Here is a 26,353-nt window from a genome sequence, read left to right as displayed (position 1 = left end):
GCGCTAGTGCCGAGCGGTCCTTGCCACCCCATAAATGCTGGGCTTTCTACCAAAAAAGTCGCTGCAACGTGAACGCGAAGCCGCTTTGGCCTTGCAGCGGCTCGCCGACCGAGAGACGCGAATCGCTGAGCGACGCATTGGCCACCGGCGTCTCGAACAGCCGCTGCGCACCGTTGGTAAAGTAAAACGAAAGCTGGGCGCTGGTCGAGGTGCGCTCGCCGATGAGCTGCAGCCCGAATGAGGTCGTGGTCGGTAACCCAAAGGTCGTCGCATATAAGAAGTTCACGGTCTTGCCCAAGAAACGTGACGCCGAGAACCCGACGTTCCCATAGTAGTTGAGCGTCAAGTTGACATTTTGCAGCCCGAGGCCCTGGGAGAGCGCTCCCTCGACCGGCGAGAGCAGCCCCGCAGCAAACTGCGCATTGACGATGTTGAATGCCTCCTGACCGGCCGTGATCGAGTTGCTTGTCCCGCCGATGGGCTGCGCGCCCGGAACGGGCGAGAGGGCGTTGTTCGGCACGCCGGCGCGCCCCGGCTGATTCGGCGCGTAGGAGACTCCGGTCAGAATCACGCCGCCGAACGGTGCGATCAGTGCCAGAATTTGGTCATTCGTATAGCCCGGCGGATTCGAGGTAAAGGCGATCTTCGGGTTGGTGACCGGCCCGGTGACGGTCGCGGTGACGTCGACGGTGCTGAAGGGGCTGTTGGGGTCGGGGTTGGTCACGTGGGTGCTGGCGGTCGCGTGGATGGTCGGGATCAGCCCGTCGGCGGCGTGAAAGACCACCTTGGCCTCCTGGACGCGAAAGGCGCGGTCGTAGTAGGTCAGCGTGCCATTCTTGGCGGTGAAGCTGCCCTCGAGGGTCGGATTCGCCAAGCTGCCGGCCAGGTGAACGCCGCCGGTGGCACCCAGGTCCAGCCCCGCGCCGTAGCCGGAGCCGCGAACGCGAACGTTCTTTCCGGCGTTGAGCTGCATGTCGAGGTCGAGCGGCAGGGGCGCAGCGCCGTTTCCCGCGCTCTTGGCCGTCGCCGCCAGGAAGGCCGCGAACGGAATCGTGGCACTCTGGAGCGTGACCGTGCCGCGCAGATCGGGCGTCTTCTGGGCGATCGTGCGCTCGAGGACCAGGTCCGCGTCGAACGTGCCGCTTCCGTAGGTGGGAAGATTGAGCTGCGCGCCGCGCGCGGTCACGTGCGCTGCGAACGTCGTGCCCTTATCGATCGCGACCCGTCCCGTCCCGCTCACCGTACCGCTGCCGAAGCGCGCCTTGAATTGTTCCAGGCTCGCGGCGGTCTGGGTGAAGTTGAGGTCGGCGTCGATCGCGGTGATCGGGGTGAGCTCGAAGTTGCTCGCGTAGCTACCATTCTTGACGCTGAAGCGTCCGGAGACGTGCGGCTTCGCCAGCGTTCCGCTCACGCCGAGATCGCCGTCGATCGTTCCGCCGAGTTTCGTGTCGTTGCCGATGATCGTGTCGAAATCGCTCGGGTCGACGCCGCTCGCGGTGAAACTGAAACTGACCGGAGCGTTGCGGGCGATTCCGAACGGAACGAGCTGCAGCGGAACGGTGCCCGCGATCGCAACCGAACCCTTGAGCAATTTCGCGCCGGCGTCGCGCAGCACGACGTTGCGTCCGTGCAGTTCGAACGAACCGAAGAGCGAGGGAACGTTCAGCCCGTAGAGCACGGCGTTCTGCGCCAGGAACGCGGCCTGCAGCGAGGGACGGAAAAACGTGCCGCCCAGCGTCACCGTCGTCTCGTACGCTCCGCTCACCGGCACCTGTTTGTGCCACAGCGTCGCAACCAGTTGCGGCACGTCGTTCGAACTCGCGCGAAGCGTCATCGCGACCGGCGAGGTAAGCCCGACACCGAAGTTGCCGCTCGCGCTAACCGTCAATCCCGGTGCCAAAAGCGTCGCGGAGTCCAGCTGCAAGCGCTCGCCCTTCGAAGAGAAGGCGATCGCGGCGCGATCGATCGGCAATCGCCAAATCGTTCCGCCGGGCTGCAGATCAGCGCTGCCGTTCATCGTCAAGTGCGGGAAGCGCCCGTTGACGTTGACGTTGGCGTCGAAGCGCCCGGTCACCGGAACCTGCGGATAGCCGGATGCTGCGATCCAGGTGGAGAGGTCGACGCTTTTCACCCGCGCGGTGAGCGCGTAGCTCGAATCGCGCAGCGTGTCCAGAAGCGCGGCGTGCGGAACGACCGCGATGCTCCCGTGCGAATAAAGCGAGCCTCCGGCGCCGCCGATATCGAGCGAGCCGCGCACGAGATTGTGCTGGCTCGACCAGACCGCGCTGGTATTTCCGATCGGCAGGTTCCGGTAGCCGAAGCCCTCGATCGCGATCGCACCGTTGCTGGAGAGCCGGTGTCCTTGCGAGATCACGTCGAAGCGCATGCTGCCCGTCCCCTGCAGCGCGTCGCCCATATCGAAGAAGTCGTCGAAATCGGCGAGGTTGGTGTGCGCGGCGCGCACGCGCAGCCCGCTGACGTGCGGATTCTCGGCGGCGGCGAAGAGTAGGTGCGTGCCGTGAACGTCGACCGCGCCGTGATTGAGGATCACGCCGCCGCGATCGGCGCCGAGCAAGCCGGCCGCGCCGGTGAAATACAATCCGTTGATCGAGCCGGACGGAACGCCGATCGGCCCGCGCACGTGCGGATTCAACCCGGCGCCGCTGACGGCGAGCGTGGTATCGAACGTGCCTTCCGCGGGCGGGCCGCCGATTCCGATCGCCCCGATAGCGCGCCCCAAACTCCCGGCCGGAACGTGCGCAGTCACGGCGTATTGCGGTGCACCCGAGGTAAGCGCCCCGAGATCGCCGTTCGCCATTGCGTAGATGCCGTCGATGCCGCCGACGACGTGCTCGAGCCGGGCGCCGTTTGCATGCAGCGCGAGCAGCGCGCTGCCCGCGACCGAGAAGTTCTGCACCGCGCCGTTCGCGAGCGCGACGCCGCCGCTGAACGCCGGCAGCGGCGCGCCGCTGCGCACGGTGCCGTCGGCGTCGATGCTGCCGCGTGCCAGCGGCAGTCCGAGCGCGCGCAAGCGCGCGCCGTTCAGATTCGTAGCGACCAGCGAGATGCCGCGATCGTAATTGCCGGCGGCGACGATCGTTCCGCCGGCGACCTGTGCGCGCGCGCTCGCGATATCGAGCGCATTGCCCGCGATCGTGAGCGTGCCGCGCGCGTGTGAGATCGGAATTCCGCGCACGCTCGCGTCCCGCAACACGAGATCGTCGGCTTGCACGACGATACCGCGCGGGCTGAGCGCGACCGCCGCGGTTCCGTCGATGCGGCCGCTCGCCGGCGTTCCGGAAAGGAACGCGCGCAAGCCTTCCAGCGTGCCGTGATAGATTCCGCGCACGGCGAACGAATCGAGCGAGAGCGCGCCGCTGCCGTCCATCGAGCCCCACGGCCCGCGCGCGTGCAGCGGATCGATCGCGGCGTCGGCCAGCAAACCGGCGAACCGCGCATCGAGCGCATCGATGCCGACGCCGCCGATCGTCAGCCCGGCGGCGTGAAAGACGCCGGCCATCAGCGCGTGATAACCGCTCGGGCCGCCGCCTTCGACGTCCACGTCGTCGATCGTTCCGTGGATCGGCGGCATCTTGGGCAGACTCGCCGCGAGCGACGAGCTTCGCTGCGGCGGACGCATCGTGAAGTCATGCGCATGCACCCAAAACGCGCTCGTATCGTCGGCGCGGTTCAAATAATACGCGCCGGCCGCACTGCCGCGCTCGGTATCGACCCACAACGGTGCGATCGCGAGCAGGCCCCCGCGGCCGAGTTCAACGACCGCCGCGGTACGCGCGATGCCGCGCGTCGATTGCAACGCGCCGTAGCCGGCGAAATTCGTGTCGAGACCGTCGAGCGTGAAGTCCGCGGCCAGCGGTTCCGCCCCGAGCAGTTCGCCCGCGTAGGGCAGTGCATCGGCCGGCGCATCGACGCGTAGCGCAAGCCGCGAATGGAGTTGTTGTCCGAGTTCCAACGCACCGCGGACGCGCAGATCGGCGCCGTGCGCTTGCGCTTCGAGCGGCATGAAGAGCACCGTCGAATTGCGATAGGCCACGTCGGCGCGTACCCGATCGAAGGGGATGCCGCGGTAGGATGCGTTGCGCACATCGACGCTCGCGAGTATGGCAGGCGCGTCGACGCTGCCTTCGACGCGCACCGCGATGCGCGCGTCACCCGCGAGCGGTTGGTTCGCGGCGAACGCGAAGAGCTTGCGCAGATTCGCGAGCTGCGCGTGCGCCGCGACCGCGATATGAAACTGCGGCTGGGCAAAGTCGAAGACCCCGCCGGTGATGCGCAGCGGAATCCCAGCCGCCTCGCCGTCGATGCGGTTCCAGAAGATTTGATCGTCGACCATCTGCACTTCACCGTGCAATCCGGTAACCGGTTGAGCCAGACCGACGAGACGCATGTTCAAGCCGTCGATCGCGACGCGCCCGCTCACATGGTAGTCGATCGGTTCGTGCGGCTGGACGTCGAGCGCATAGAGCCGCGCGTCGATGCCGGTCGCGGTACCCGCGAGCACCTGCGCGGCCGGCGTATTGACGAAAAAGTCGGTGAGCGCGCGCAGCGGGATTGCGGCGGCGGTGACGTGGTGCATCGCGTAGCCGCGCGTCTCGTCGATCGTGCCGGCGAGCGTGAACGGTTGGCGCACGGCACCGGCGAACGCGCCGGTGAGGCGGTAGTGCGTGCGCGCCGCGCCGTCGATCGTCGCGTCGAGGTTGAGATCGCGCACGTCGATCGCACGCGCTTGCGGATCCAGCGCGCGCGGCTCGCGCAGCGCGATCGCGCCGTCGCGCACGCGCACGGTGAAGGCGATGGGGACGCGGTTGGGCCAGTGCGGCGCGGCCGGCGCGTGCGGCGCCGTGGAGGAAGGGAGCGGGAGGTTGTATGCGCCGTTGGTGCGGATCAGCGTGAACACCGGCCGGTCGAGTTCGATCGCGTGCAGTCCGTAACGGTGACGGCTGCCGGGCAAGAGATCGCGCAGGCTGTAGTCGATCTGAACGCGTGCGACATGCGCGAGTGACGCCCCGTTCTTGCGCGCGTCGACGTCCTGCAGAATCGCGCGATCGCTGCCGATGGCGATACGGCCGATCGTGACCTGCGCTCCGGTGGCAAGCGAGAGCGCCCGCGGCAGCGCCCAAGCGAGCACGGGACCGCGATCGGCGGCGAGCACGCCGATAGCGATAAGCACGATCGCCAACACCGCCAGAGCTGCTCGCCTGCGCATGCGAACGTACATACCCATCCGGGCTTAGGGAAGCCTACAGGTCGAGGTTCTTGACCGACTTCGCGTAGTCGAAGATGTACTGCTTGCGCGGCTCGACTTTGTCACCCATCAGATCGGTGAAGATCTGCTCGGCTTCGACCGCGTCCTCGACGGTGATCTGCTTGAGGCGGCGGTGTCCGACCTCCATCGTGGTCTCCGCCAACTGCTCGGCGTCCATCTCGCCCAGACCCTTGTACTGCTGGATCGTGAAGTCTTTGGGATCTTCTTCGCCGATGACCGTCTTGTAGTCGGCTTCGCTGAACGCCCACCACTGCTTCTTGCCCTTACGGATGCCGTAGAGCGGCGGCTGCGCGATGAAGACGTGGCCGCCTTCGACCAGCGGCTTCATCTGCCGGAAGAAAAAGGTGAGCAACAGCGTGCGGATGTGCGAACCATCGACGTCGGCGTCGGTCATGATGATGATCTTGTGGTAGCGCAGCTTCTCCAGATCGAATTCGTCGCCGAATCCGGTGCCGAGCGCGGTGATCATCGTGCGGATCTCTTCGTTGGAAAGCACTTTGTCGAGACGGGCTTTTTCGACGTTGAGGATCTTGCCGCGCAGCGGCAGGATCGCTTGCGTGTTCGGATCGCGCCCGCCCTTGGCGGTGCCGCCGGCGGAGTCGCCTTCGACCAGGAAGATTTCGCTCTCTTTGGGGTCGCCGTTCTTGCAGTCGACGAGCTTGCCGGGGAGGCCCGAGCCGTCCAGCGCGTTCTTGCGCCGTGAGAGATCGCGGGCTTTCTTCGCCGCTTCGCGAGCACGCTGCGCCTGCATGGTCTTCTCGATGATGACGCGCGCCGGCTTCGGGTTCTCTTCGAAGAAGAAATCGAGCCGCTCGTTTACCAGGTTGTAGACGATGCTGCGCACGCGCGCGTTGCCGAGCTTGGTCTTGGTTTGGCCTTCGAACTGCGGCTCTTGCAGCTTCACCGAAACGACGGCGGTCAACCCTTCCATGATGTCGTCGGTCGAGAGCGATCCGTCGCTCTCTTTGAGGATGCCCTTCTTTTTCGCGTACGAGTTGACGGCTTGCGTGACGGCTTGACGGAAGCCTTGCAGATGCATGCCGCCTTCGATCGTATTGATGTTGTTGGCGTAGCTGAAGATCTGTTCGTTGTAGGTGTCGGTGTATTGCATCGCGACCTCGACGTCGACGCCGTCGCGTTCGTTGTGCGTCGAGATGATCGGGTGCAGCGGATCTTTCTTCTCGTTCAACCACTCGACGAACGAAACGATGCCGCCGTCGAATTTATACGTACGCTCGCGCGGCTCGTCGCCGCGTTCGTCGCGCAGCGTGATCGAAAGGCCGCGATTGAGAAACGCGAGCTCGCGCAGACGCTTCTGCAAGATGTCCCAGTGCAGCTCCATCGTCTCGAAGACTTCGGGATCCGGTCGCCACCATTGGAACGTGCCGGTCGCGTCGGTCTTGCCGATCTTCTTGAGCTTTTGCACGGTGATGCCGCGCTCGAACCGCATCTCGTAGACGGTTCCGTCGCGCATAACCCGCGTGATCATCCATTCGGAGAGCGCGTTCACGACCGAGATGCCGACGCCGTGCAGGCCGCCCGAAACTTTGTAACCGCCCTTGCCGAACTTGGCGCCGGCGTGCAGAATCGTCATCACGACTTCAACGGCGGGCATCTTTTCTTCGGCGATCATGTCGACCGGAATGCCGCGGCCGTCGTCTTCGACGGAGACCGAATTGTCTTTGTAGAGCGTGACCTTCAGCGTTTTGGCGTAGCCGGCCAGCGCCTCGTCGACGCCGTTGTCGACCGCTTCGTAGACGAGTTGATGCAGCCCGCGCTCGGACGTGTTGCCGATATACATGCCGGGCCGCTTGCGAACCGCTTCGAGGCCCTTGAGGACTTCGATTTGTTCGCCGGTATAGTTATTGTTGATCACGTATTTTTAATTCGTTTCATAGATCAGGTCGTGAAGCTCGTCGCCGAGCGTGTTGCGCACAATAGCCGGGGTGAGTCGCTCCGGTGCGAGTTCGGTCTTGAGCAAGACGTACGAACTCGCAACCAGCCGCTCGGCGCCGTCGCGCGAGAGCGTTCCGCTTCGACGAACACGGCAGAGCCGGTCCCACCAGCGAGAGAGCAGGCGGCGGCGGATCGACTCGTATTCGTCCTGACGCAGGTCCTCGATCAGCTTTGCCGTTCCGGCGAACCCCAGCCACGGCGCTTCAAAGAGTAGCCGCGAGATGTGGCGCTCCCGCTCGGCCTCGCGGGCGATCCCGCACGAGGTGCAGAGCGGCCCGGAACCGGGCGCGATCAAGGCAGTGCAACCGCTACATTCTTTCCACGCGCGAGCGCGTTTCGCCCGCTCGGCCGCGGTGACGCTGCCGCGAAAACGCGCGAGCGCTTCGGCCGCGTCGGCCGCGGGCTCGCGTTGTGCGGGCTGCGACCCTCCCTGATGTATAACCCGCGCGCGGCGTGAATGGCTGCCGGCCGCGGGCAGCTTTCCGACGCGAAAACGCACTTTTTCGATCGCGGCGCTCGGCAAGCGCGCGCGCAGCGCGGTGACGATCTGCTCCGAGAGGTAGCTGAGCTGCGCACTCCACACGCTCGAGGCGGTAACGATCGTGAGCGTGTCGCCGGCGAGTTGCGCCGGATGCGAATTGCGCGCGTTCTCTACGCCGACGATCTCGCTCCACGCCGCGCCGAGCAATACGACCGGATCGGAGGGACCGCTCTCGTCGCCGGGACTCCACGCGCCGAGCGCCTGCGAGAGTTTCAGCACGCCGCAACCTGCGCGCGTTCGATGCGATAGGTACGGGCGGCGTCCGGCAAGCCCTCGGGCAGATGCGTCGCGGTCACAAAGGTTTGCACCCTGTCATCCTGAGCTTGTCGAAGGGCGCCGACGCCGGCGAGAAACGCGGCCGCACGTTCGGCATCGAGCTCGGAGAGGACGTCGTCGAGCAAGAGCAGCGGCGCTTCGCCGGATCGATCGCGCATGACGGTATATTCGCCGACCTTCAGGGCGAGCACCGCCGTCCGGCCCTGACCCTGGGAGCCGTGCGATGCCAGCGGATGGCCGTCGAGCACCAGCGCGAGATCGTCGCGATGCGGACCCGCCACCGAAGCCTTGCGCGCGCGCTCGCTCTCGGCCACCTCCCGCAGCCGGGCTTCGAACGCGCCCGCGACCGCCTCGGCGGTCGGCGCTTCGAAGCGGATGCTCGGGGCGTAACTCACCTGGAGGTGCTCCGCGCCGTGCGTCCACTCGGCATGGATGCGTTCGGCCTCGCGCGCCAGCTCCTGCACGAAATGGTTGCGCGCGAGCATGAGGTTGGTGCCGGCGTCGATCAGCGTGTTGTTGTACACCGCGAGCAGCTCGTCGTCGAAGACGACGGTGCCGCGCAGCATCGCGTTCTTTTGCTGCAACGCCTTGCCGTAGCGGGCGAGCTCGTGGTAATAGCGGCGATCGTCTTGCGCGAGGGCGATGTTGATCAACGCTCGGCGTAACGCCGGCGCACCGGCGACGAGCTGCAGATCGGCCGGAACGAAGGTCACGACTCGGATACTTCCCAGAAAACGCGCGTAGCGGACGCCTTGGCCGTTGATCGTGTAGGTTTTGCGCGTGCGGTTGCCGCTTTTCGCGATCGCGCAGCCGAGGTGGACGATGCCGGCGCGCACGCTCGCGTCGCCGCCGACGACCGCCAGCTCGACCTCGTCGCGCACGAGATCGGTGTCGCGACTGGTGCGAAAGGACTTGCCGGTGCCGAGCATCGCGATCGCTTCGAGCAGATTGCTCTTGCCCTGCGCGTTCGCGCCGATGAACACGTTCAATCCCGGCGCCGGATCGAGATCGAGCTGCGCGTAGTTCCGAAAATTCGAAAGGGCGAGACGCTGGAGAATCACCAGACTTTATCGATCAAAGCTGAAGCTTTGCTCGCTAAAGTCGCGCGGCTTCGCTCGCGCAGCGTCGATCGCGCATCCTATTGCCGTAGCGGCATGAGCACGTACAATTGCTGGGCGCCTTCCGGTGGTTCGACCGGGCGGATCGCGGCGGGAGAGAGCGGGCCGAGAAATTCGATGACCGTCTGCGCGCTCTTGACGTGGTTGAGAATCTCGACCAAGTAGCGCGCGTTGAAAGCGATCGAGAGATCCTCACCGGTCTGCTCGACTTCCAGCTCTTCGTAGGCGTTGCCCGAGACGTCGCTGCTGGCGGTAACGATCAGCGTCTGATTGGAGACCGCGAGTTTAACCATGCTGGCGCGATCGCCGGCGACCAATTCCGCGCGGCGGAGGCTGCCGATCAGCGCTTGTGTGTTGACGGTCACGCTGCGATCGAACTTGGCCGGAATCACCTGCTGGTAGTTCGGATATTGTCCGTCGACCAGACGGACGGTGATCGAGGTGTCGCCCGCGGTCATCTGGAGCTGGTTGTTTTGCGCACCGAGGGCACTGACCGCGATCTGATCCGCACCGCCGAGGTTGCGCGCCGCTTCCGCCAGCGCGCGCGAGGGCACGATGTACTTCTCGGATCCGGTGATGCCGTCGTCGAGCGTCGTTTGGTAGCGTGCCAGGCGGTAGCCGTCGGTCGCGACCATCGTCAGCGAATTGCCGTCGAGTTCGAGCAGCGTTCCCATCAAGACCGCGCCGCGCGCCTCTTCGCTGGAGGCTGCGAAGATCGTCGCCTCGATCCCTTCGCGGAAACGCTTCGAGCCGATCGTGAAATGCGAGCCTTTGGTCGCAGCCGGCAACGGCGGATACTCGTCGGCCGGGAGCGCGTGAAAGTCGTAGTTGCTGCGTTCGCACTTGACCGAGGCGCGCGTCGGCGTGCCGGTGAGTTCCAACAGCCCCGCCGGCAGGTTGGCGAGATAGCTAGAGAAGAGCTTGGCCGGGATCGTCACCGATCCGCCCTCTCCGACTTCGGCTCGGAAGGCGTGCTCGAGGGTCAATTCGAGGTCCGTCGCCCGAACCGCGATCTTTCCGTCCTCGGCCTGCAAGAGCACGTTGGAGAGGATCGGTACGGTCGTGTGCGCGTTGACCACTTTGCTGGCGGCCCCGACCGCGCCCGAGATATCTTTGGTGTTACAGGTGAACTTCATACTCCACCGATTCGAGACTCGTTCTGACGTCGTAGTAAGGTTTACATTACCGTCGTAACAGTAGTAGGGCGGTGTATTTCGCGGATAAGTGCCTTTTTGCTTGTTGCCATGCCCGTTTGCGCCTTGGATAAGCTGTTCATCGCGGACCCGGCCGGATACACATGTTCACCGCTTGGCGCACCTGCGCAGTTATCCACCCGGAAAGGCGTGCCCTTGTGCCTGAAACGGTGAACATCGTAAATAAGGAAAGGCCGGGATTTCATTCCCGGCCCTGCGCTCACGGTGACTGGCACATGGCGATGAGCTGCCGTATTTTGTTCCGGTACGCTTCGTCGCGCTGCATCTGGTCTTTTATCTTGTCGCGCGCGTACATCACGGTCGTGTGATCCTTCTTGCCGAAGTCGCGCGCGATCTGCGGCAACGAGTAATTGGTCAATTCGGTCGCAATGTACATCGCGATCTGCCGTGGACCGGCAAGGCGTTGATCGCGACGGCCGTTGTCCATTTCTTTGACCGTGAGGCCGTGCGCGCTCGCGACGGTTTCTTTGATCTTCCCGATCGTGATGCGCTGCAGCGGCGCCTGCGCGACCGCGCTTTTGAGCACTTCGGCCGCGAGGTCAAGCGTGATCGGCGATTTGGTCAGCGAGGCGTAGGCCACCACGCGTATCAGCGCGCCCTCGAGTTCGCGAATGTTCGAGGGGATGACTTTGGCGATAAACGAGGTCACCTCGTCGGGCACCGGGATCTTCTCGCTCTGGGCCTTCTTGCGCAGAATCGCTTCGCGCGTTTCGATGTCGGGTGCTTGGATGTCGGTGAGCAAACCCCACTCGAATCGGGAACGCAGGCGCGACTCGAGCGTTTGGATTTCTTTCGGCGGCCGGTCGGAGCTGATGATCAGCTGCCGTCCCGATTCGTGCAATGCGTTGAAGGTGTGGAAGAATTCTTCTTGCGTCGTTTCTTTGCCGGCCAGAAATTGAATGTCGTCGATCAGGAGCACGTCGACTTGGCGATAGCGGTTGCGGAACTCGGGCGTGCGGTTGTTTTGCAGCGCGATGATGAATTCGTTGGTGAACTTCTCGCAGGTGACGTAGACGACGTTGGCGCTCGGATTGTCGATCAGGACCCGGTGGCCGATCGCGTGCATCAAGTGCGTCTTGCCCAACCCGACCCCGCCATACAAAAAAAGCGGGTTATACGCGCGGGCGGGCGCGCAGGCCACGGCTTGGGCCGCGGCATGGGCAAACCGGTTGGAATTGCCGATGACGAACTCTTCGAACGTGTACCGTGCGTTCAGGTTAGAGCTGCGCAGGTCTTCGGGCGGCCGTACCGCCGCGGCGGGGAGCGACGCGGCGCCGTTTCCGCCGGCCGATGCCGCCTCCGGCTCGGCGACCGTGAACTGCAGATCGAGGCTGGCCGCGAAGACCTCGGAGAGCACTTCCGCGATCTGGGACTTGAGCCGGTGTTCGACCCAGTCGCGGGCGAAATTGCTTTGCACGGAAAGGGTCAGCTCGTCGCCGGCCAGGGAGACCAGCCGGATCGGCTTGATCCACATCTCGAAGATCGGCTTGGAGAATTTCCGCTCGAGCGCCTCCAGTGCCGAGAGCCAGAGTTGGTTCGAGATGTCGGAACTGCCAACCGCAAGCGCCATCCTATGCGAGCTCCCTCTTGACGAGCGACGAACTCCGCTCCGCCCGTTAAACGACTGGTAGTCGCAGTTGCGTGCGGCCCGGTGAGGACGCTTTCGGTTGGCTTAATGGGGCGGGGCTCCTGCGGATTTCCTCCACGACTTTATCCACTTATCCACAGGCCGCCGAAGGCCCATTTTTGGGGCTTTTCGCCGTATCGAGCACGTCATAAAACGACCCCTTGACAGCTTGAAAATAGCCCGGTCTAGCGCCCAAATGCGGCCCCCAAAGCAAGCACCGCAAAACGAGTTGTACACAGCGTTACTCACACGTGTGGAAATCCTGGTAGTGGGTCAGTTTGAAATCTGACCAAGCGGCACCAAGCAGGCGACTAGGGTTGGTCCCCGATTATTAAATGCGGGATGACCAAAGAAACCGCGAAACGCGTGATCCCCGCGATGGCAGTCGCGCTGATCATTTTTGTGTGCGCTCATGACGCGACTTCGCTCAGCCTGTGGGCGGACGGCTTCGGTGCTGGCTATCTGCAGGAGTTTCTGTGGCACACTATTCCCTGGTCGCTCGGGATCATCGTGCTTGCGTACGCCGCATGGAGCTATTTTCAGAATCGCTAGAAGCGTCGCGCGGTTCGTGCTACGCTTGGGGTATGCCTAAGCGCTCAAGTAAGCCGCCCTTTGACCCCAACCTCGCCGCGAAGTCGATCCTTGACCGGATCGCTGGTGAAGCCACACCCGAGCCCGAGAAGAACCCCGCCGCGCAAGCGCTAGGGCGCCTAGGTGGCCTTAAGGGTGGGAAGGCGCGGGCCGCGTCCATGACGCCCGAGCAACGCAAAGAGGTCGCGAAGAAAGCAGCCGAGGCGCGCTGGGGGAAAAAGCCCTAGGGGCGCGTCAGTTGCTGGACGAGTGGATCAACGAAAAATGATGCCCAACATGCCTTGGCAAGATTGTTTCCGTAACTCTGCCAAGTCGCATTGACGACTTTCAGGCCACGGTCCTGGATTTTTTCGACCGCCGGAATTAGATCAGCGTCGCCGCTGACGAGTATAGCCACTTCGTACGCGTCTTCCCATGCGAGGGAAAACATATCCGTGAGAATTGCGGAATCGACGCCCTTCTCAACAGCGCGCTCGTAGGGCGTATGGCAATTTGGGCAGTCCGGTAAATCGGTGTTGCAGGCCCCGCAATGCACGGGTTTTCTGCGAGAGCGTCGTTCGTGGACGAACACTCGAAACCCGGGTTGCCTGTCCAGGAACGTGTCAAGCCATCCGCGCAGCTTTGCGTCTTTGTGGGGATTCACCGAAGCGTAGATACGGGTGTCGTCGATGCGAAGCGCACCCAATTGTGGCGCCGCCGCTTGCGCTGCGCTGGACAGCGCCGCGGGTAATTTTGCCCAATCCAGGTGCGCGTCGTTTGTGCGATCACGCCATTGGATTTGGAAGTTCCAAAAGTCGATAAAAAGACGGACTGATGTAGACAAGTTGCCCTCCCGCGGCGTGTTCTAAAGTTGACTAATAAAAATCAATACGGGGAGCCTCTCGGCTCCCCGGGAACATCATTCGGTTGCCGCGGGTATGGGCGCTGTGCAACCGGGAACGGGATACGTCACGCTAAAGCGCGTGACGGGAACATCATGAGCACATGATAGAGCGCCTGGCATGGTGAGTCAAGGCCCTAAAGTCTCAGTATCTGTAAAGGGGCTGGGCACATAATGTACCACAGAGGGGCACGGGTGCAATATATAACGTTCAAAACAAACTGAGCGCCCATGCTTGACCGCTTACGCATATTGTGTTATGCTTGAGCGGTCATGAATAGGCTCCCGCTTGAGGATCGCGTCCGTGTCCTGGCTGCCCTGGTCGAAGGCAATTCGATCCGGGGCACCTCGCGGCTGACGGGCGCCGCCAAGGGCACGACCTTAAACTGTTGGCCGAGGTTGGCGACGCGTGCGACCGCTATCACGATGAAACGATGCAGAACCTCTCATGCGTGCGCGTCCAGCTCGACGAGATTTGGTCGTTCTGCCATGCGAAAGAGCGGAACTTGCCGCGTGAGTATCGCGGTGATGATCGTTATGGCGACCTCTGGACTTGGACCGTGATTGATGCTGATACGAAGCTCATCGTTTCGTGGCATCTTGGAAAGCGCACGTTAGCCGACGCTCATTACTTCGTGCGCGATCTCTCGCGTCGAATCACGTCGCATGTTCAAATTTCGACGGACGGCTTCAATCGCTACAAAGAGCCAATTCAGCGTTATTTTCGTATACGCGGCGACCATGGCACGGAAGTGAAAGTATTTGGCTTCGACGACGACAACCCCGAGCGGAAATACAGTCCGCTCATCGTCAAGGAAGTTGTCCGCACGCGCGTATTTGGCGCTCCCGATCCCGAGCATATTTCAACGGCGTTTGTCGAGCGCAATAATCTTACGATGCGTATGTCGATGCGTCGTTTCACACGGCTAACTAATGCGTTCTCGAAGAAAGCGCAGAATCTACAACGAGCGCTCGCGTTGCATTTCATGTACTACAATTTCTGCCGTATTCATCACACCCTGAAAACGACACCCGCGATCGCGCACGGCGTGACCGATCGCCTTTGGAGGCTTGATGACCTGGCGAACTTACCGGACTTCATCGCGGGACTAGCAGCCTAAGAGGGTTCCTCTCAAACCTATAGTGTCTGGTTCTTATCTTTCCACAACATCTTGGGGTTGTTCGCAAGGAATCCCCAAGCGAGCGCAAAAATGGCACCCCGGGAAAAGCGGAAGGCCCGCGGTCGGTTGCCCCCGCAGGCTCCTGGTGCTCCTAGCCCCGTCTTCCGCCAAGGCTGGCGGGGCTTCTCTCTCCGGGAGAGGTGGCCGAGTGGCTTAAGGCACCCGACTTAGGTTCGGGCGGGGATGGCCCTCAGAAGCGCCCCCGCAGGTTCGAATCCTGTCTTCTCCGCCATAACACGCCCTGGGTTCCGACCCGGGGCGTTCGGTTTGACGGACCTGATCGCTTGGACGATGCGCTGATCGCGTCCTCGCGAGCACTTGTTCGCAGTCGATTTCTACGCCCGGCTATTGACTCCTATTGGCAGATAATATTTCTCAATGCCAGACAATACGTACTATTGGCAGTCTGCCCGGTTCTGTGTCACAATGCCAGCCCATGGCTAAGAAGGACCCGCCCGAGGAATATCCCGTGCAGTTCACCATCACCGGGGACGACGTTTGCGACTTCTTCGACTTGGCAGGTGACGACGCCAAGGGACCACTGGCGAAGAAGCTCTTTTTCTACGGCCTAAACCACTCGGCAGATGCACTTGCGGAATACGCGCGAGAGCATGAGGAACGTCGCCGCAAGCGACGGTTGCGCTTGGCCGATCAAGCTCCGCAGGAGCCTGCCGATTCAAACTGACCCACTACCGAAATCCTACCGATTTTGCCCCAGATTGAAATTGCGTGAGGGGGCGAGTCAACCCGCGCTTCTCAGGGTAACCGATTCGTGAGCACCGTTTGCTCCGGAGGAGAGAACCCATGTTTCGTCGTTTGCTCGTCTTACTCGGCCTGGCAGCGTGCATCGGACTCAGCACCGTGGCCGCCCCGGCACAGCCGTACGGCGGTCCGCGGTATGCCCCGCCGCCTCCCCGCTACGAGCGACACGGGCGCCCGCCCGGCCGCGGGTACGTCTGGGTCGGCGGCTACCAACGCTGGAGCGGCCATCGCTACATCTGGGTCGCTGGCGGCTGGAGACGCCCGCCGCACTACGGCTGGATCTGGCATCCGGGCTACTACTCGCGCCGAGGCGGCATCTATATCTGGATCGGCGGCCGCTGGGGCCCGCCGTAAAGCCGGCTGAAAACCAGGGGAACGCCGGCAGCGGCGTTCCCATTCATCGTTGTAACGCCGGAGCTAGTTCCGTGACGGATAGAGTCCCGTGATTGCGATGATGTAGCTAAACGCCTGATACGGCGGCAGAATCGAGAAGGGTAGGTTGGACCCGGCTGGGCCGATGGATTTCGGGCTGAGCGTCGTGTTCGGCGCGTTCGCCGAATAAATCGGCGCAGCGCTGTTGCCGCCCAAGACGTGATTCGGTCCAGGGAAGACTTTGCCGCCCGCGGCTTGGTCGCCGTTGAGCGTGTGCGTATGCTGCGGCATGTTGTTGATCAGAAGCGTCACGTCGGCGGCGCCGCCGGTCTCGCCGATGATGTACGTTCCCGTTGCGCTGGTCCCGGTTCCGATTGGAAATTGCCCTTGCAAATTAGGCAATCCGAACGTTCTGACTCCGTCGCCGCCGAAGTGGGTTCCGAGAATCGAAAAGAGTGCCGAATAACTTTGAATCGACAACAGCTGCCCATTGCAGAGCTGAAAACCTCTCGGTGCAAAATCACCGGCGAAAAGAAAGATCATTCCGATATAGACTTCCACGTTATGGCCTCCCGTCTCCCATCATGTGCAGTGAGGACGACCGGCTTCCGCGCTGGGGATGGTGATTACTGCGTAATGGGCCGTTTGAACCAGGCGTAGGCGGTGAGTAGCGGTGAGACGATCTCGGAAGGGAGTGCCGCCGCTGCGGCGCGCTTCTCATCGCTGTCCGGGGTGAACGGCCGGCGCGGATCTTTTGCATGTGCGCTCGCACCGGCATGCAAGCGAGCGACGGCGTTCGGCGTAAACGGCAGATCGAATCCCGGACCGATCCGCTCCCAGATCGCCTGCGGCAATTCCGCGTAATCCACCAGTCGATCCGGTTCGGGCGCGCGTTCGTGCACGGCGCGCATAAGTTCGCTCAGCACGCGCACGCAATGGACGTCACGCGGGACTTGCGCCGCCTCCACCAGCGAGAGCCCAAGCGTCGCGGGAGCATTGACCGTGGACATCATCAAGCTTGGCGTGCACAGGTGCGAAACCAATATCTCTCGTGGATCGCGGTGTAAAACAAACCATGGCACGCGCGGAAATGCGGCTTCCAACGGCGCAAACGAACGCACGTGCCAGGCGTCCAGTTTGATCACGCAGGCGCGCTGATCGGCGCGCTGCGGACGCGCGAGGACCGAAACGACGCTGCGCAGCAGCGCGAGGCGCTCCTCATCGTCCAATCCGGGCATCACCAGCACGTCGTTGAGCGGACCGGGTTCGGCCAGCACGAGCACATCGAATCGTGCGGCAAACGCGTTTGAAACCAGTGTCGATCCACAGCGCGAGAGGTGAAAAAGCAAGCCGTTCGGCCGCAGGCCGGGCATCTCTGCGGCGGCCTCGTGAAGCACGTCGACACCGGTGTCGCGGTAAAAGGCCAGGTTGAACGGGCGTTTTGCGGCGCGCGAGACCGTGTCGTGAAAAAAGCGATCGTCGAAACACAACCCTGCATCGCGCCGAAACCATTGCACGCGCACTTCACGCCCACGCCCGTAGACACGAATTGGAAACCACGTCGCAAACGAACTTACGCCCATGTCGCGTACCATACGGTGCGCCCTTCTTCGAGCGCCTGCCAAATGCGCGCTTCGGGCACGAGCAGGTCGTGGCGATCGGCGATGCGCGTCAGCGCTGCGATGAACGCCGTCGGATCGGTCTGCGCGAACAACTCGGCTTGCAGTGATTCGTCGCCGTCGACGATCGCTCGCAAGCGCTCGAAATCATCCATCGCCTGGATCACCCGCGGCGATCAGCTCGCGCAACCAGCCGTCGATCATGCAGTCGACGACGAGGTGCACGCGCGCCGTCGCGCCGGCATTGATCACGCGATGCGGGCGGCTCACGTCGAGATACCAGCACGAGCCCGGGAGCATCACGACCGGCGTGCTATCGAGCAGAAAGGTTACGTCGTTGCTGGTCTGTACGCAAACGTGCACGCGCGCTTCGCCGCCCTCGGCGGTCAGGTCGTAATCACGATGCTCGAAGATTTCCGAATCCGCGCCGACGCGCAAGAACCGCACCGCGCTCGTCGGGCACGCGAACCGCGCGAGCGCTTCGCGCACGGCCGGACAGCGAGCAAGCCACGGCGTATCGGTGAATGCTTGCGACGAATGCGGATTCGGATACAGGCCCACACCGCCATTACTGCGCAAGGCGACACCGCTCCAGTCGTTGCGGTACAGGGCGCGGTTGAAGTGCGGCTCCCACGCGTCAGGCGGCAGCGCAAGCGCGTCGCGTAGCAATGCGCGCGCGTCGAACGTGATGGGTAGACGTGCCCGTCCCGTCCTCCCAATGATCATCGCTTCGTTCTGCGCCGCGCCGGCGGTCGGTTCCCGCAAGGGAAAGCGCGTGCGTCAGAGAAGGCGCTTGCCGCACGAACGTGATGCAAACGGACACGATGATCGACCCCGCCGTGCTGGCGACTGCGCGAGCGTTGCACGAGCGCTTCGAGAGGGCGGCTCCGTTCCGGCATGTCGTGATCGACGGGTTCTTCATACCCTCGTTTGCGCGGCGGTTGCTCGAGCAGTTCCCGCCCCCGCGCGTCGAAAACGAGCAACCGGGCATCGGACGAAAAGTTTTTCGCCCCGACCTCCCGGCGCTTGGGGAAGCCTACGCGGCGGCAGACGCGTTCTTCCGTTCTTCCGCGTTTCTAGATTGGACCGGGCTGGTGACCGGGATCGACGGCTTGCTGTATGATCCAACCAATTACGGCGGTGGGACACACGAAAATTTTTACGGCCGCGACTTAAAGCCGCACGTCGACTTCAATTATCATCCCGTAACCAAACTGCATCGACGCGTCAACCTAATCGTGTACCTCAACGAAAGCTGGCGTCGCGAGTGGGGCGGCGCGATCTCCCTCTACGCCGACCCGCGCGAAGATGCGGGGCCGGCCGCTGAATACGACCCAGCGTTCAATCGGTGCATCATCTTCGAGACCAGCGAACGTTCGTGGCACGGGTTCGACCGCATCGATCTTCCACCGCAGGAGCGACACCGCACGCGCAAATCGCTCTCGATCTACCTCTACACGCTCGAGCGCCCTGAGGCGGAAATCGCGACCGAGCACACGACCTTCTTCGTCCCCCGCGCGCTCGCCGATCGCTACGCTGCGGGCTATCGTCTGACCGCGGACGACGAGCGCGAGCTGCGCGAGTCGATGCAGGCCCGCGACAATTTGATCCAGCTCTATCAATCCGAACTCGCGAAACGGGAGAGCGACACGGCGCTCGCAGCGCGACTGCGTATCAGGTGCGCCCAGCTCGAATCGGCTCAGGGCGTGCCGGTTATGGGTTATGTGCGGGCGAGCGATGCCGGCGGGAAATATTCGGACGGTTGGGCGGGCGGCGAACTGCGCTTCAGGGTATATGCCGAACGCGAGGTGCGCGCTCTGACGCTGCGCTTGCGCATCCCCGACGGCGTGCAAGGGACACGGATTCGAATCGAAGTCGACGGCCGGGAATGGGCCGCCCCCTTGGTGTCACCCGGATACGCCGAAGTTACGGGATCGGGAACGATCGAGGCCGGGGCGAGCGTGCACGTGCGCATCACGTCGAGCGAAACCGCAAATCCGAAGCGACTGGGGCTGGGACCCGATGAGCGCGATCTCGGTTTCTTTCTCGAGTGCGCGATCTTCGAGCACCGACAAGGATGATGGACCCGGCCCTTCGGACCCTGATCGCTCGCGCCGTGAATGCTCCCGAGAGCGAAATCGATGACGATTCGACGTGGCAAACGATCGGAACATGGGACTCGTTCGCGGAGGTGGCGATCGCCGCCAATCTCGACCGCCAGTACGGCATCGAGCTTTCGGCGGCCGACGCCGAGCGACTGACCTCGGTGCGCGAGATTCGCGCGGTTCTCGCCGAACGTGGAGTCATCGTGTGAGCACGCTGAGCCTGGCGCCGGTCGAGCGGCTCATTTCGTTCATCGGCGACAGCCGCGCGGCAATCTTCGACGGCCACGCGCTGGCAGGTGAGGCGATCGGCGACCGGCTCGTCGTTACGCGATCGAGAACGGCGCCGTATTTTCGGTCTTCGCGCTTATTCGCGCAGGGTCGCTTCGGCGGTATGGTGTCCCGCTGGCTTTGGGAGCTCGGCTTTCTCGTGCATGCCGAAGACGGTGATCCCGCCTTCAGCTATGATGTCGAGGCGTTCGAAGGTGAACAGAGCAAGATCGTGCTTGCACCGGCGCGCGTAAACCGAACGCTCGTCGTTTCCTGCGGTGGCGCTGACGCGTGGGACCTCCAAGAGTCGCTGTACCGCCGCCAAGCCTGGTTCGAGCTCGATCCACCTTTCGAAGGCACTCCGCCGGACGCGGAGCCGTACGAACCGGCGACGCAATTGGACTACGAGGACGTCTATCGCGATTATCAGGCACGGCTTGCTCCGCTCTTTACCGGATTGTGTCGCCTGCGTGACTGCGGTTTTTCCGCATTACACCTTCTCGGCATCGGACCGCCCCAACGCGAGGTGCGCCCGGGTGGGAAACCGCTTGACCTCCGATTCCGTACGTACGTGATCGCCGACCGCGCTCTGCGTGAATTTTCCCGCACCGAAGGGATCGGATATATCGACGTATGGGCGCTGACGTGGTCGAACGGGGTACGGGAACAGTCGCTCTACGGCAGCGGCGACCACCATTCCACGAAGATCGTTCCATTGATCGTCGAAGGCCTATTGCGCACGTCATGAATGAAACGAATCATCAGCGATTCGAAGCCGCGGTACGGCGCGCGCGATCGGCACGCGAGCGAGTCGAGGAACTGCGGGCCGATCTCGAACGGCTGAAGGCCAGCCGCTTCTATCGCTTGCACACGGCGCTCGCGCGGCCCGCCAACGGTGCGATTGCGCTGGAGCGTTTCCACCCCCCCGCGCTCGAGCGATTGCGCGAGCTATGGCTGCGCCGAACGGCCGAGCGCCCACTTTCGTTCGAACCGATTGCGTCGATCATTATACCGGCATCCAATCGCGTCGAGTTTACCGTGCGCTGCCTCGCTTCGATCGCGAGCTCATGGTTCGAGACACTCGAATTGGAGATCATCGTCGTCGACGACGGATCCAGAGGCGAAATCACGCTGCTCGCGGACGCGTTACCCGGCCTCATCGTCGCTCGCAACGAGCACGAAGAGGGTCCCATCGGCGCATGCAACCGCGGCGCATCGATCGCAAGGGGAAAGTACCTATGCTTTCTCAAGGACGACACATCGGTACACGACGGATGGCTCGACGAGCTCGTTACGACGGCCGAAAGCGACGGCTCGATCGCGATCGTCGGATCCAAGCTGATCCATCCCAACGGCAGGCTGCAAGAAGCCGGCAGCATCATCTATCGCGACGGATCGGGCGCGAGCTACGGTCGCGGCGACGATCCGAACGATCCCCGCTACAACTACGTGCGTGACGTCGACTATTGCTCGGGTGCTTCACTACTGGTTCGTGCCGACGTGTTTCGGTCGCTGGGCGGCTTCGATACACGATACGCGCCGGCATACTACGAAGATGCCGATCTCTGCTTTGGCGCCCGCGCGGCTGGGTTTCGCGTCGTGTATCAACCGCGCTCGCAGGTCGTTCATGACGAGGACGTGGCCGGCGGCGCCGCCGTGATCCGCGACGTGAAACGGTACCAGGCGGCCAATCAGGCGAAATTCGCCGAACGCTGGCGTGAGTCGCTCGTCAGCCATCACCAATCCGGGAGATCGGCCGAAGCGGCGCGCCGGATTCGCCGCGGACAGGTCGTGCTCGTCGTCGATTCGTACGTGCCTGTGCAGGGTCGAGAGGTGGGAGCCGAGCGCCTCTTCACGCTTCTCAAAATCATGCGCGATCAGGGCTTCCACGTGATCTTCTTAGTTGACAATTTCACCGCGATCGTCCCATACGCGTCCAAGCTGGAAGCGCTCGGCATCGAGGTGCTCCGTCATGTCGAGGGTGGCCCCCTAAAGGAAGCGGCCATCGACGAAATCTTGCCGATCCTCGACTACGCGTGGATCACCCGAGCGGAGCTTTTCGAAGCGTATTACCCGATTCTCGGGCGTAACCAGGCCATGAAATTCATTTATGATGCGACCGATTCGCACTTCGCGCGCGAATGCGATGAGGTGGCGTCCGGCCTTGCTGCGGCACGGCGCGCCGATGTTGTGATTACCGCAACGCTTCCGGAACGCGACGCCTTATGCGGCCTTGGGATCGCCAACGTTCATCTCGTCCCGACGGCCCACGAGGCGCTCGACGTCGAGCGTGTCGCCGAATCGGTTCGAAATGTCTTTCGCTAATCGCATGTGGAACCTCACGACGTGACCGCAATCGATTTTGCGCTCAACGGATTCGCCGGGCCGTTCACCGCGTTCTCTCACTCACAGGCGCGCACGTTCTGTGACGAGGCATACCGTCTTTTGGGCACGACCGGCCCGGATCCTCGCTCGCCGGCGCAGTCGCGACACCTAGACTCAGAGCTGGTACGAACGATGTGCCTGACGCCGGCGATCATCGAGCGCGTCAGGGGCATCCTCGGACCCTCGATCGTGCTCTGGCGTTCGAACTTCTTTCCCAAAGCCGCAGGCGCGGGCATCTTCGACTGGCACCGCGATCGTGACCACTGGACGACGATGCTCGATCCCATGATCAACGTCTCCGCATGGTTGGCGCTCGAGCCGGCCACGCGTGAGAACGGTTGCGTGGAGATCCGCACGCTGCCGGCTCCGGAGTCGCGGGACATCGCGATGGAGCTTGCCCCGGGGGAGTATTTTCTCTTCGATCAGGACACGGTGCACCGCTCCGGTACGAACGTGACGGCGCACGGCCGCATGGCACTGGCGATTCGCTTTACGCTTCCCGGAGTGCGCATCGATCGCGCCCGGCTCTTTCCGTCGTACGAGGCGATCGAGGTGACTCCGTGATCTCGCATTCGCTACGCTGCGTCTTCATTCACATTCCAAAATGCGGCGGGACCAGCATCGAAGACGTACTGTGGCCGGGACCGCGCACGACCAACGAGTTGTGGGGCGGTTTCGTCGACGCGTACTGCAACCCATATCAGACCGGTGGACTGCAGCACCTCACCGCGGCGCTCGTTCGCAAGGTGATCGGAGAGGAGACCTTTGAGCGGTACTACCGCTTCGCCGTCGTCCGTAACCCGTGGGACCGCGCGGTCTCGCAGTTCGTCTTCTTGCGCCGCCGACCCGACTTGCAAGCGTTCCTCGGCATCGACGGGGATGCAACGTTCAAAGCGTATCTGCGCGCGATCCGGGCGCGCGCGCACGTTCAGTGGGAGCCACAATACCGCTTCCTCTATGACACAAACGACCGGATCCTGGTCGACGACGTGCTGCGATTCGAGCAACTCGACGCTTCTATCGCGCAGGTATTCGATCGGCTCGGAGTTTTGGGTCCGCTGCCGCATCGTAACGCCGGCGAGCGTGAGTCACTCCAGGCATATTACGACGACGAAGCGCGGGAACTCGTTGCCGAATGGTACGCGCAGGATGTGCACCGTTTCGGATATACATTTCCGCAGGTTCAGAACGCGTAGCCGAAACGGTCGATATCGCGCGCGAAATGGTGCTCGACCAGCGCTCGGGTGCGGTCGTCGTAGTAGCTGCGGTAGTGGCGACGTTGCGACGCGTTCGTCACCTCGAGCGCGGCGCTGATGCCCACGTGCTCACAGATGGTTGCGAACCCTTCCTCGAGTGCCTCGTACCGTCCGACGAACGTGACGAGCAATGCACCCGTGCGATCACAAAGCATCGCACTCATATCCGAGCGCAGTGCGGGATAGAACTCGACGAAGCGCTCGAACGTGGGGCTTCGGTCGAGCAGTTCGACGCGGTCGGGATCAGCACCGCGCAGCCGATCGATCTCGACGTCGCGGCGAGCAAACTCGTAGGTGGATACGACGAGGTCCCACGGATTACGGACGAACGCGAAGGTAAAGAGATCGTTCCAGCGCTCGGGCCCTACGAGCAACCGGAGCGCTGCTGCCGGCAGATGCTGCTGTGGGAAGTCGCTCAGCGTCGTGATGTAGAAATTTTCCCGTACGGCGCGGACAACGGTGCCGGGATCGGTATACTGCTCCAAAGCGTCCCACAGTCCAGGGGCAGCGAACGATGCGCAGCCGCAGGGCGCGAGCGCGCGCATGACGCTCGTCCCGCCGGTCCTCGGCAGATGCACGAATGCCGCGTTGCGTTCGAAAAAAGCCGGCACGCCGCCGAGCTTAGGCCAAGGGAGCGTGAGTCCTGCGCTTGTAGAGAAGCCTCGTGAACGTTCTTGTCGCTTCGTTCTGCAACGGTCGTGGCGCTGACGATGCGATGCTCGCGGTGCGCACGCCCTCCGGCGAGTGGCAGCCGATCCGCGCCCCGGGATCGAGTCCAGCTTCCGCGTGCGGGCTCGCGACCGACGGGACGAACGTGTACTGCGCCTATACGCAAGACGACGCGTCACATATTGCCGTGTGGGACGTGTTCGCGCCGCGCTTCGTCGAGTCAATTCCGTTGCCGACGGTAATCGACGTGCATGCGCTCGTGCTCGACGGTGAGCACGTCATTGTTGCGTCGACGGGCAGTGACGAGGTCGTTCGCGTCAATCTCGCTGACGGAGACTGTGACATTCTGTGGCGGGCCGGGTCCGCGCCGAAGGACACGCACCATCTCAGCGGGTTGCTGATGCACGAGGGCCGCCTCCTCAGCACGGCATTCGGTCCGCGCCTCGGTCGATCGTGGGCCGACGCGGTCGATGGCTACATTTACGATCTCTCGAGCGGTGTGTACCTCGCCCGCGGCATCTATCAGCCGCATTCGCCGGCTTCGCATGAAGGAAGTCTCTACTTCTGTGAGTCGCCGCGCGGATTCATCCGCTCGTTGTACGGCGCCGTGCAGTTCGTTGCCGGATATGCGCGCGGTTTGGTGTTCACCGGCGGCGACTCCTACGCCGCGGGGTGCAGCGTTGCTCGGCGCGGGGACGGCGTTCATGCCGCCGGCTACAGTAATCCCGCCGATCCCGGCGCGCGTGCGGGAACGTGTGCGGTGTACTTCGGATCGCTGAGCGATTATGCGTTCTCGCGCGAAAGTCTGGAGCATCTAGGAGCCGAGATCTACGACATCCTCGCTATCGGGTAGCGTATCGCTCGATGTCAGCGACGCCCGAGTACCCGCCGAACAACGTTTCTGAGGCGCCAGCCCATCCCGGAATGGATGCCGACGATCTCCTTGGAGAGGGCGTCCGCGTCCGCTCTTGCACGCTCCTCGACTTCAAGGGCAAAGGCGCACGCCTGCTGCTCGAGCGCTTCGCGTGCGTCACGCTCCCGATCCCTTTCGACCTGAAGCACATTGAATCGCTCCGAAAGGAGGTCGAAGCGCTGCTGCAAGTCTGCAATCCTCTTCGCGTGCTCGGAGACGAGAGCATCGGCACGATCAGACGCCGCCAGATGCAGTCTTCGCTCGCGCTCGCATTGCTCAAACTCTTGCTCCAAGGTCTTGCGTTTGCGATCGAGTCGTTCGAGAGTGCGCTCAAGCCGCGCTACGCGACCTACTGCGTCGGCTAATGCGTCGTTTGCGATGGCAAAACGGCGCCCGAGCGCACGCACACGAGCGGCGTCCGAGATCGGCGATGCTCGAACGACGAACTGCAAAATCTCATGATCGGGATCGCCGAGGATCGCCTGGATCGTTTCGGCCGGAAACTCCTCGCGGCGGACCTTCGGGACCAGGTCAGATTCCTCGAAGAGCGGGAGCGTTGTTTGACGCATTTCGTCGATCGAGAAGCCGGCGTGCAACAGCAACTCATCGATCGTTTTGCGCGTGAAGAAGCGGAGGTGCGTCTCGTCGAGCAACCCCAGCTCCCGATATTCGAAACGGCCTGCAAGAAGAGCCAGGCGAACGGCGCCGTGACCGATGTTGGGGAACGATGCGACGACGTAACCATGAGCGCCAAGATGGGCTCGTGCGCTTTCGAGGATCTCGAGCGGGTTGCGCACATGCTCGAGGACGTCCCCGAATACGATGACGTCGAATTGGCGCTCGCCGAGAATGCGCGAAAGCGGCGTGACGTCCAGATCGGCGGCGAACGCTTCGTCGCAACGCTCTCGCGCACGTTCGAGAGCATGTGCGTTGACGTCGATGCCGGTGACCGAGCAACCCCGCCCGCCGAGGGCCTCGCCGAGATATCCGCTAGCGCAACCGACGTCGAGGACCCGCTTCCCGGCGCCGACCATCTCGAGCATCATACTCAGGGCATTGTTCGGCGGGGGCGCCTCCCCCAAAATCTCGTGGTGCGCCGGGTACTGTTTAGCCGAACTGTCGGCGAACATTCGCTTTTCCCACCTTGAATCTCTAATTCGCCGGTTCCGTATATTCTGCTTCCACCCCGCGCTGCGAGTCGCGCCATAAAGCCTTCTTACCTGGGAGCTGATTATCGCGCCCCATTACTTCTTACCGTGGCGGCGGCTTGGGCTGCATGTCTGCGAGCCCCTCCCGGTGTGAAGGGCTGCTGGAGAGCGGCCCGGATGCGGGGG

General features: G+C 63.0%; 24 protein-coding genes and 1 tRNA gene. 12 read left to right on the top strand and 13 right to left on the bottom strand.

What is annotated here, in order from left to right:
• Positions 1–46 precede the first annotated feature (46 nt).
• From VMF11_01990 to dnaA, 6 genes are all read right to left on the bottom strand, one after another.
• The gene (locus tag VMF11_01990; GenBank protein ID HTU69064.1) at positions 47–5,227 is read right to left on the bottom strand and encodes a translocation/assembly module TamB domain-containing protein; all 5,181 of its coding nucleotides are present in this window, start codon (positions 5,225–5,227) and stop codon (positions 47–49) included.
• Positions 5,228–5,261: 34 nt separating this feature from the next.
• Positions 5,262–7,163 (bottom strand): DNA topoisomerase (ATP-hydrolyzing) subunit B, encoded by a 1,902-nt coding sequence (gene gyrB, locus VMF11_01985; protein HTU69063.1) that lies wholly within the window; start codon positions 7,161–7,163, stop codon positions 5,262–5,264.
• Between the two features lie 6 nt (positions 7,164–7,169).
• Entirely contained in the window at positions 7,170–8,003 is an 834-nt protein-coding gene (locus tag VMF11_01980) for a DUF721 domain-containing protein (GenBank protein HTU69062.1), read from the bottom strand.
• Positions 7,997–9,121 carry a DNA replication/repair protein RecF gene (recF, locus tag VMF11_01975; protein ID HTU69061.1) on the bottom strand — a complete coding sequence of 375 codons (1,125 nt, stop codon included), beginning with the start codon at positions 9,119–9,121 and terminating at the stop codon, positions 7,997–7,999. Before recF ends, VMF11_01980 begins: the two co-directional genes overlap by 7 nt.
• Positions 9,122–9,198: 77 nt before the next feature.
• Positions 9,199–10,314: a DNA polymerase III subunit beta gene (gene dnaN / locus VMF11_01970; protein ID HTU69060.1), complete on the bottom strand. Its 1,116-nt coding sequence runs from the start codon at positions 10,312–10,314 to the stop codon at positions 9,199–9,201.
• A gap of 277 nt (positions 10,315–10,591) precedes the next feature.
• Positions 10,592–11,962 carry a chromosomal replication initiator protein DnaA gene (gene dnaA / locus VMF11_01965; protein HTU69059.1) on the bottom strand — a complete coding sequence of 457 codons (1,371 nt, stop codon included), beginning with the start codon at positions 11,960–11,962 and terminating at the stop codon, positions 10,592–10,594.
• Between the two features lie 399 nt (positions 11,963–12,361).
• On the opposite strand from dnaA, the gene VMF11_01960 reads away from it, so the two are divergent.
• Positions 12,362–12,571, top strand: coding sequence for a hypothetical protein (locus tag VMF11_01960; protein ID HTU69058.1), 210 nt, complete (start codon positions 12,362–12,364; stop codon positions 12,569–12,571).
• Between the two features lie 262 nt (positions 12,572–12,833).
• On the opposite strand, the gene VMF11_01955 is transcribed toward VMF11_01960, so the two are convergent.
• Complete coding sequence (locus VMF11_01955) at positions 12,834–13,433, bottom strand: NYN domain-containing protein (GenBank protein HTU69057.1); 600 nt, start codon at positions 13,431–13,433, stop codon at positions 12,834–12,836.
• 446 nt (positions 13,434–13,879) lie between these two features.
• On the opposite strand from VMF11_01955, the gene VMF11_01950 reads away from it, so the two are divergent.
• The 4 genes from VMF11_01950 (at position 13,880) to VMF11_01935 (ending at position 15,787) form a co-directional block, all read left to right on the top strand.
• A complete protein-coding gene (locus VMF11_01950; protein HTU69056.1) occupies positions 13,880–14,611 on the top strand; it encodes an IS1 family transposase in 732 nt (243 codons plus the stop codon).
• Between the two features lie 194 nt (positions 14,612–14,805).
• Positions 14,806–14,903 (top strand) — tRNA-Leu (locus VMF11_01945).
• A gap of 237 nt (positions 14,904–15,140) precedes the next feature.
• On the top strand, positions 15,141–15,356 hold the full coding sequence (locus tag VMF11_01940; protein HTU69055.1) for a hypothetical protein: 216 nt from the start codon (positions 15,141–15,143) through the stop codon (positions 15,354–15,356).
• 119 nt (positions 15,357–15,475) lie between these two features.
• A complete protein-coding gene (locus VMF11_01935) occupies positions 15,476–15,787 on the top strand; it encodes a hypothetical protein (protein HTU69054.1) in 312 nt (103 codons plus the stop codon).
• 63 nt (positions 15,788–15,850) lie between these two features.
• On the opposite strand, the gene VMF11_01930 is transcribed toward VMF11_01935, so the two are convergent.
• The 4 genes from VMF11_01930 to VMF11_01915 all read right to left on the bottom strand — a co-directional run bounded on the left by VMF11_01930 (position 15,851) and on the right by VMF11_01915 (position 18,150).
• The gene (locus VMF11_01930; protein ID HTU69053.1) at positions 15,851–16,366 is read right to left on the bottom strand and encodes a tail fiber protein; all 516 of its coding nucleotides are present in this window, start codon (positions 16,364–16,366) and stop codon (positions 15,851–15,853) included.
• 65 nt (positions 16,367–16,431) lie between these two features.
• Complete coding sequence (locus VMF11_01925; GenBank protein HTU69052.1) at positions 16,432–17,400, bottom strand: hypothetical protein; 969 nt, start codon at positions 17,398–17,400, stop codon at positions 16,432–16,434.
• A complete protein-coding gene (locus VMF11_01920) occupies positions 17,379–17,579 on the bottom strand; it encodes a hypothetical protein (protein ID HTU69051.1) in 201 nt (66 codons plus the stop codon). Before VMF11_01920 ends, VMF11_01925 begins: the two co-directional genes overlap by 22 nt.
• Positions 17,572–18,150, bottom strand: coding sequence for an aspartyl/asparaginyl beta-hydroxylase domain-containing protein (locus VMF11_01915; GenBank protein HTU69050.1), 579 nt, complete (start codon positions 18,148–18,150; stop codon positions 17,572–17,574). The genes VMF11_01920 and VMF11_01915 overlap by 8 nt, the downstream gene beginning before the upstream one ends.
• Before the next feature lie 98 nt (positions 18,151–18,248).
• Here VMF11_01915 and VMF11_01910 point away from each other — a divergent pair, with 98 nt between their 5' ends.
• From VMF11_01910 to VMF11_01885, 6 genes are read left to right on the top strand one after another with little or no spacing between them, the layout of a single operon-like run.
• A complete protein-coding gene (locus tag VMF11_01910; protein HTU69049.1) occupies positions 18,249–19,505 on the top strand; it encodes a 2OG-Fe(II) oxygenase in 1,257 nt (418 codons plus the stop codon).
• Positions 19,502–19,738 (top strand): acyl carrier protein, encoded by a 237-nt coding sequence (locus VMF11_01905; GenBank protein ID HTU69048.1) that lies wholly within the window; start codon positions 19,502–19,504, stop codon positions 19,736–19,738. Before VMF11_01910 ends, VMF11_01905 begins: the two co-directional genes overlap by 4 nt.
• On the top strand, positions 19,735–20,544 hold the full coding sequence (locus VMF11_01900) for a hypothetical protein (protein HTU69047.1): 810 nt from the start codon (positions 19,735–19,737) through the stop codon (positions 20,542–20,544). Before VMF11_01905 ends, VMF11_01900 begins: the two co-directional genes overlap by 4 nt.
• Entirely contained in the window at positions 20,541–22,121 is a 1,581-nt protein-coding gene (locus VMF11_01895; protein ID HTU69046.1) for a glycosyltransferase family 2 protein, read from the top strand. Before VMF11_01900 ends, VMF11_01895 begins: the two co-directional genes overlap by 4 nt.
• A 21-nt stretch (positions 22,122–22,142) precedes the next feature.
• Positions 22,143–22,745 carry a phytanoyl-CoA dioxygenase family protein gene (locus tag VMF11_01890; GenBank protein HTU69045.1) on the top strand — a complete coding sequence of 201 codons (603 nt, stop codon included), beginning with the start codon at positions 22,143–22,145 and terminating at the stop codon, positions 22,743–22,745.
• Entirely contained in the window at positions 22,742–23,377 is a 636-nt protein-coding gene (locus VMF11_01885; GenBank protein HTU69044.1) for a sulfotransferase family 2 domain-containing protein, read from the top strand. The genes VMF11_01890 and VMF11_01885 overlap by 4 nt, the downstream gene beginning before the upstream one ends.
• Here the strand turns inward: VMF11_01885 and VMF11_01880 are convergent.
• Complete coding sequence (locus VMF11_01880) at positions 23,365–24,048, bottom strand: sulfotransferase family 2 domain-containing protein (GenBank protein ID HTU69043.1); 684 nt, start codon at positions 24,046–24,048, stop codon at positions 23,365–23,367. The two genes, VMF11_01885 and VMF11_01880, sit on opposite strands and share 13 nt — an antisense overlap.
• A 53-nt stretch (positions 24,049–24,101) precedes the next feature.
• Here VMF11_01880 and VMF11_01875 point away from each other — a divergent pair, with 53 nt between their 5' ends.
• Positions 24,102–24,959, top strand: a complete 858-nt coding sequence (locus VMF11_01875; protein ID HTU69042.1) for a DUF4915 domain-containing protein — start codon at positions 24,102–24,104, stop codon at positions 24,957–24,959.
• 14 nt (positions 24,960–24,973) lie between these two features.
• On the opposite strand, the gene VMF11_01870 is transcribed toward VMF11_01875, so the two are convergent.
• Entirely contained in the window at positions 24,974–26,053 is a 1,080-nt protein-coding gene (locus VMF11_01870; GenBank protein ID HTU69041.1) for a methyltransferase domain-containing protein, read from the bottom strand.
• Between the last annotated feature and the right edge of the window lie 300 nt (positions 26,054–26,353).

The sequence above is a fragment of the Candidatus Baltobacteraceae bacterium genome (genome assembly GCA_035502855.1).
In the GTDB taxonomy this organism is placed as follows: Bacteria; Vulcanimicrobiota; Vulcanimicrobiia; order Vulcanimicrobiales; family Vulcanimicrobiaceae; genus Aquilonibacter.
The sequence above is the reverse complement of the archived record's forward strand: the minus strand, read 5'-3'. Positions and strand labels throughout refer to the sequence as shown.

Excerpts from the sequence above, each read along its gene's own strand:
- VMF11_01960 (HTU69058.1), top strand. The coding sequence starts at position 12,362 with ATGACCAAAGAAACCGCGAAACGCGTGATCCCCGCGATGGCAGTCGCG.
- VMF11_01915 (HTU69050.1), bottom strand. The coding sequence starts at position 18,150 with ATGATCATTGGGAGGACGGGACGGGCACGTCTACCCATCACGTTCGAC.
- VMF11_01895 (HTU69046.1), top strand. The coding sequence starts at position 20,541 with ATGAATGAAACGAATCATCAGCGATTCGAAGCCGCGGTACGGCGCGCG.
- VMF11_01935 (HTU69054.1), top strand. The coding sequence starts at position 15,476 with ATGTTTCGTCGTTTGCTCGTCTTACTCGGCCTGGCAGCGTGCATCGGA.
- dnaA (HTU69059.1), bottom strand. The coding sequence starts at position 11,962 with ATGGCGCTTGCGGTTGGCAGTTCCGACATCTCGAACCAACTCTGGCTC.
- VMF11_01910 (HTU69049.1), top strand. The coding sequence starts at position 18,249 with ATGATCGACCCCGCCGTGCTGGCGACTGCGCGAGCGTTGCACGAGCGC.
- dnaN (HTU69060.1), bottom strand. The coding sequence starts at position 10,314 with ATGAAGTTCACCTGTAACACCAAAGATATCTCGGGCGCGGTCGGGGCC.
- VMF11_01990 (HTU69064.1), bottom strand. The coding sequence starts at position 5,227 with ATGCGCAGGCGAGCAGCTCTGGCGGTGTTGGCGATCGTGCTTATCGCT.
- VMF11_01870 (HTU69041.1), bottom strand. The coding sequence starts at position 26,053 with ATGGTCGGCGCCGGGAAGCGGGTCCTCGACGTCGGTTGCGCTAGCGGA.
- VMF11_01925 (HTU69052.1), bottom strand. The coding sequence starts at position 17,400 with ATGGTACGCGACATGGGCGTAAGTTCGTTTGCGACGTGGTTTCCAATT.
- VMF11_01905 (HTU69048.1), top strand. The coding sequence starts at position 19,502 with ATGATGGACCCGGCCCTTCGGACCCTGATCGCTCGCGCCGTGAATGCT.
- VMF11_01920 (HTU69051.1), bottom strand. The coding sequence starts at position 17,579 with ATGGATGATTTCGAGCGCTTGCGAGCGATCGTCGACGGCGACGAATCA.